The organism is Yeosuana sp., assembly GCF_057126245.1.
The window spans coordinates 1-4662 of record NZ_DBNGMQ010000122.1 but is presented as its reverse complement, the minus strand read 5'-3'; the positions used below and the strand labels follow the sequence as shown (position 1 = coordinate 4662).

The 4662-nt window shown below is 27.9% G+C and carries 6 protein-coding genes; 3 read left to right on the top strand and 3 right to left on the bottom strand.

Annotation, left to right across the window (positions count from 1 at the left end):
- Window positions 1–761 precede the first annotated feature (761 nt).
- The gene (locus tag AC15TD_RS15330; RefSeq protein WP_484453017.1) at window positions 762–1235 is read left to right on the top strand and encodes a DinB family protein; all 474 of its coding nucleotides are present in this window, start codon (window positions 762–764) and stop codon (window positions 1233–1235) included.
- A gap of 232 nt (window positions 1236–1467) precedes the next feature.
- On the opposite strand, the gene AC15TD_RS15325 is transcribed toward AC15TD_RS15330, so the two are convergent.
- Together AC15TD_RS15325 and AC15TD_RS15320 are read right to left on the bottom strand one after the other, a co-directional pair.
- Complete coding sequence (locus tag AC15TD_RS15325) at window positions 1468–1605, bottom strand: hypothetical protein (RefSeq protein ID WP_484453016.1); 138 nt, start codon at window positions 1603–1605, stop codon at window positions 1468–1470.
- Window positions 1606–1608: 3 nt separating this feature from the next.
- Window positions 1609–1818, bottom strand: a complete 210-nt coding sequence (locus AC15TD_RS15320; RefSeq protein WP_484453015.1) for a hypothetical protein — start codon at window positions 1816–1818, stop codon at window positions 1609–1611.
- Between the two features lie 192 nt (window positions 1819–2010).
- On the opposite strand from AC15TD_RS15320, the gene AC15TD_RS15315 reads away from it, so the two are divergent.
- Window positions 2011–2880: a universal stress protein gene (locus tag AC15TD_RS15315; RefSeq protein WP_484453014.1), complete on the top strand. Its 870-nt coding sequence runs from the start codon at window positions 2011–2013 to the stop codon at window positions 2878–2880.
- 324 nt (window positions 2881–3204) lie between these two features.
- On the opposite strand, the gene AC15TD_RS15310 is transcribed toward AC15TD_RS15315, so the two are convergent.
- A complete protein-coding gene (locus tag AC15TD_RS15310) occupies window positions 3205–3630 on the bottom strand; it encodes a hypothetical protein (protein WP_484453013.1) in 426 nt (141 codons plus the stop codon).
- A gap of 266 nt (window positions 3631–3896) precedes the next feature.
- On the opposite strand from AC15TD_RS15310, the gene AC15TD_RS15305 reads away from it, so the two are divergent.
- Complete coding sequence (locus AC15TD_RS15305; RefSeq protein ID WP_484453012.1) at window positions 3897–4220, top strand: hypothetical protein; 324 nt, start codon at window positions 3897–3899, stop codon at window positions 4218–4220.
- Window positions 4221–4662 lie beyond the last annotated feature (442 nt).

Genomic DNA, 4662 nt, shown 5'->3' with positions numbered 1-4662 from the left:
ATATAAGCATCTTCTGTGGGGCTTCCAGTCGCTATTCCATAAGAACTAAAAGCGTTTCCATAACTCCATCTTGCGAATAATGTTTTTGGATTATTGCTTTTTGTATGTAATACAAAACCAATATTCAAGGCTTCTTTATTTTATGAATCAAAATCATTTTAAGAATAATTAAAGTTTAGAAAAATAACAAAAGCCTAAATCAATAAATGTAATTTCATTGAGACAATTAGTCGGCCATTTTTTTTTGATTGTATTTGTTTAAGTGATAAATATTCGGGTCATTATGTCTAGTCCTGAATTATGCTTCGAGTAAAATAACATGTTTTTTAACTCAGACCTTTTTTATGGAATGATATTTATCATTTAGTATATTATTGCCATTCAGTACTTTTAAGTAGAATAATAAAAAAATATATGAAGTGAATAAAATTAAAAACAGCACAACAAAAAAAAATCTACTCGATTTTATTGATTCTATCTGTAATTATGAGTTTTGTTTTTTATGTATTTTTTCAAGACCGATTTAATTTACAATTTTTTATTTTTTTCTCTGGCATCCCTTTTTTATTATTTGTTAAAAGAAGTTTTGGTTTATTTAGGCCAATAATTAAGCCTGCTGGAGACGAGGTATATATAAATCATAAACCTTATAAACCTGTATTTTCTCAAAATGATTTGAGTTATAGATTACAAGAATGATGAGATTTTTTTGAACAATAGTTAACCCTTATAACTTTAGACACTTCTAAAATAGAAAGAACATGAAAACAAATTATAATTTAGATGAGCTTGCGGCATTATCCTCAGAGATAAGAAGGTTAACGCTTAAAAGGCTTGAAGAAATTCCAGAAGGATTTATAAACTGGCGATTGAACAATACTGCTATGAGTTTTGCTCATCTGGTAAAACATATAATTGATGTTGACGAGATATTCTTTAACCTTTCAACAACCAATAAAAGAACCTTCAAATGGTCAATGGGCTCTGATGAACCTCACTTTGCTGCTGACAAAACTATTTACAAGTCTTTGCTTACAACCTTAAAGGCCAATGGCGAGAAAAGGCACACCATAGTTTCAGAGTTTAATAATATAACCATTAATGAATTGGTTCATGATGAAAATGGTAAGAAGATGACTTTTTGGTGGTTTTTATTGCATAAAGTATTAGAGCACGAAACATATCATAGAGGACAAATAGCTGCCTATTCGAAAGTATTAAAAGGAGAATTATAATTATATTTTAACAATATCAGTTGGAGTTTATAACAATATAGTATGGTAATATCTTCACGCAAGGTAATAGGTTGTTTTGAAATTTCCGGAGTGTAACGTCTCATTTTATCCAATCTTCATTAGAAAAATCATGATACTCAAAACTTGATGTATACGAAGGATGTTCTTGATTTTCCAAATCTTTAATTTAAATATGCAACCGATCTGTAATTTCTGCTATTTACCTGTTTGTTCACAGTGTATTTAAACTATACATTTGCTGTATTGGCAAACCTTCAGCCTTTGCAAAAGACAAAGTTTGTTGTGCCTTAACAGATTTAGAATTGTAAAATAATATTATTTCACTATCTGATATAGCTATCTCTCCCATATTCTAGAGTTTATTTGTTTCTAAATGGCGTTTGAGTAGTTGTTTTAGACTCTCTAGATATTCCTCCATTATAGCTTTATCTATATGAGGATGTTTGCTAACAGGCAGTGTTAATGGGTTTTCATCTAAATAGCGATAGAGTTCAGGATAATTGGTTTCAATGTTAGTAGTAAGTTGCGCAATTTCTTGTAGTAAGTTGTGTAGATTTTTCATAAGACTAATGTTTAAAGATTCCGGATAGACTAAATGTATATCACAATGATTCATTTAATCAAATAAAAATAAGAATTCAATCATTTAAAATAGATGATTTATATCAGGGGAAAAATCACAACCTGATATAGGTCATTTGATTACTACCAATAAAGTTTTATTTTGTACTAGTAAGAAATATTTAAGCACAAAATGAAAACTATTTTATACGCCACCGATTATTCAAAAAACTCAATTGCAGCACTAAAATATGCATACGCAATAAGTACAAAGATGAATGCTAAATTGTTCGTAGTCCATGTATTTAATTATCCAACCATTTTGGACGATTTAAGCTTAAAAAGCAAAGACGCTTTTCTAGATATTGACGGTGGTTCTTTGAAAAGACAGAACTCAAAACTTATAAGTTTTTGTAATAAAATCTTGAATGATAATTTAAAGAACTTAAATATTGAAATAGAAGCCATTAAAAATAAGTCTATAGTTAAAGGAATTATTTCCAAAGCAAATGAGATTGATGCTTTATTAATTATAACAGGAATGAAAGGTGGAAGTGTATTACGAGAAATAATTATTGGTAATACTACAAAAAAACTACTTGAAAAAACACCTTGTCCAGTTTTATCAATTCCTAGTGACGCAAGTCATGTCCAAATTAAAACCATAGTATATGCTGCAGATCTTGAAGAAGAAGACCTTGGAGCCATTGATAAACTAACAGAAATTGCCAAGCCGTTTAATGCAAAAATTAAGATAGTACATATGTCTTCATTGGAAGAAATAGTTAGAAAAATACAAAAAGAAGATATAGAAAAAAAAATCCATAAGTATATTGAATACGAGAATCTGGAATTTGACATTCTTGATTCCGATGATGCCTTTAATGACCTGAAAATATACTTAGATAATTCAAATGCAGACATAGTTGCTATGCTTGAACGCGAAGGTAAAAGTATCACTTCACAATTATTACATAGGGATTTAGTAAAAAGAATGAAGTCTTTTGGTAAGGTTCCTTTAATAAGTCTTAATGCGAAAAATTATGGCATATTTCACCTTTAAAAACTCAAAATAATTCGAAAATGTCTAGAAGAATATTTAGAATAATTATTTTCATTGCGATCGTATAAGGGATTTATCTTTTTTAGTAAAATATTCGTTTTCCAAAAGTTTTTTGATCATTGTCTCAAGTATTTATTTTTTAATACTTAGCCTAATTAATACCAACTTTTAGTATATGCAAAGTAGGCGATTTCGGACTTCAAATTTATAAAGCCATTACGATTTTGAAGCGGGCTATAAACGTTGAATTTTCTGCTGTTTAGTCTTTTCTTTATATATATCTTAAGTTCTTCTTAAGTTTGTTTTGCGATTTAAATAATACACTCAATTAATTTTTTGCGACTTTAAAAAGATAGCTATAAAAGTTAGTATGGAAGCAATTGAGTCGCAAAAAGCACTTGTAAACATTAAATAGGATACGTAAAGGATATTTTTATTGTCAAGAAATGCAATAGCACCATCTAAATAAATTAATCCAAGTATAATTAGAAGAGTTCCAATAAGGATGTATCCTGGTTTTCTTTTTTCGCCATTAAGCCTATTTTTTTTAATTATTGATAAGTACCAACTTATTATAAATAGACGAAATATAATTGCTAAAGTTATTCCAATTGCAGCACCTAGGTTTTTTTCATTTGGTAATGTTCTCGTGTAAACTACTGGTATTACTATTATCATAAAAAATATCGAAACCAATAACATACCAATTGAGATATTTAAAATCCTTTCTTTTCTTTGGATTTTTTTCATATTCACTGATTTTTGCTTTTATTCGATTTCACTTTGTTCAGAGTGGTTCTATTGCATTTTAATCAATTTAATACTATTAGTGATGAAGGACAATGATAGTTGTCAACAAGGCGTAATTCGTTTGATAAAGAGAATATAAAGACTTATGGTAAGGGTAAAATAGCTTATTTTTTAAATCAGCCCTGTTTTTATGTAATGATATTTATCATTTAGTATCATATTGCTACAAGGTACTTTTGAATAGAATAATTAAAAAATCACATAAAATGAATAAAATTAAAATCAGTACAACTAAAAAAGTCTATTGGATTTTATTGATTCTATCTGTAATTACGGGTTTTGTTTTTTATGGTTTTTTAAAAAACCAATTTAATTTACAATTCCTTATCTTTTTCTCTGGCATCCCTTTTTTATTATTTGTAACAGGAAGTTTTGGTTTGTTATGGCCAATAATTAAGCCAGCTGGAGACGTGGTATATATCAGTCATGCCTTATTGATAGGGTTACTTTTTATTATTCTATTTTTTATCCATATCTGGATAATCTTACCTCATATTTGTCCAGATTTCGGTTCACGTTTAGGTGTTTAATTTCAATTAAAATAATGAGATTAATAAATTGAGTATGGATAGAAAGTTATAAATTAGTTTAAGCAGATTATTTTTTCAATTAGACAATTATTTAAGCATCTTATCTAATAAATGTATTTATTACACTTGAATTTATTTATATTCGTATTACCATAACATAAGTAGGTTAAGTTCATGGTAGATTTGGGGCAAAAAAGGTGAACATCTGTTCACCTTTTTTATTTTCGAAAGTATTTTTGACGTTCATAAAACAAAATATTTAATTTGGGTTAATAAATACTTGCTCAGAATAGGATTAGTTTTGAGAGGGATTACTTAAAGTGAAATATTGATTTTTGATTTAGTCAAAAATGATTGTATAAAAAAACCAAAACTTAATCTAGTTAAGTTTTGGTAGATTTGGGACAAATTACAATTGAGTTAAAATTATGGTAGATTTGGG

Bases quoted from the DNA above. Each gene is read 5' to 3' on its own strand.
- AC15TD_RS15330 (WP_484453017.1), top strand. From the start codon at position 762: ATGAAAACAAATTATAATTTAGATGAGCTTGCGGCATTATCCTCAGAG.
- AC15TD_RS15325 (WP_484453016.1), bottom strand. From the start codon at position 1,605: ATGGGAGAGATAGCTATATCAGATAGTGAAATAATATTATTTTACAAT.
- AC15TD_RS15320 (WP_484453015.1), bottom strand. From the start codon at position 1,818: ATGAAAAATCTACACAACTTACTACAAGAAATTGCGCAACTTACTACT.
- AC15TD_RS15315 (WP_484453014.1), top strand. From the start codon at position 2,011: ATGAAAACTATTTTATACGCCACCGATTATTCAAAAAACTCAATTGCA.
- AC15TD_RS15310 (WP_484453013.1), bottom strand. From the start codon at position 3,630: ATGAAAAAAATCCAAAGAAAAGAAAGGATTTTAAATATCTCAATTGGT.
- AC15TD_RS15305 (WP_484453012.1), top strand. From the start codon at position 3,897: ATGAATAAAATTAAAATCAGTACAACTAAAAAAGTCTATTGGATTTTA.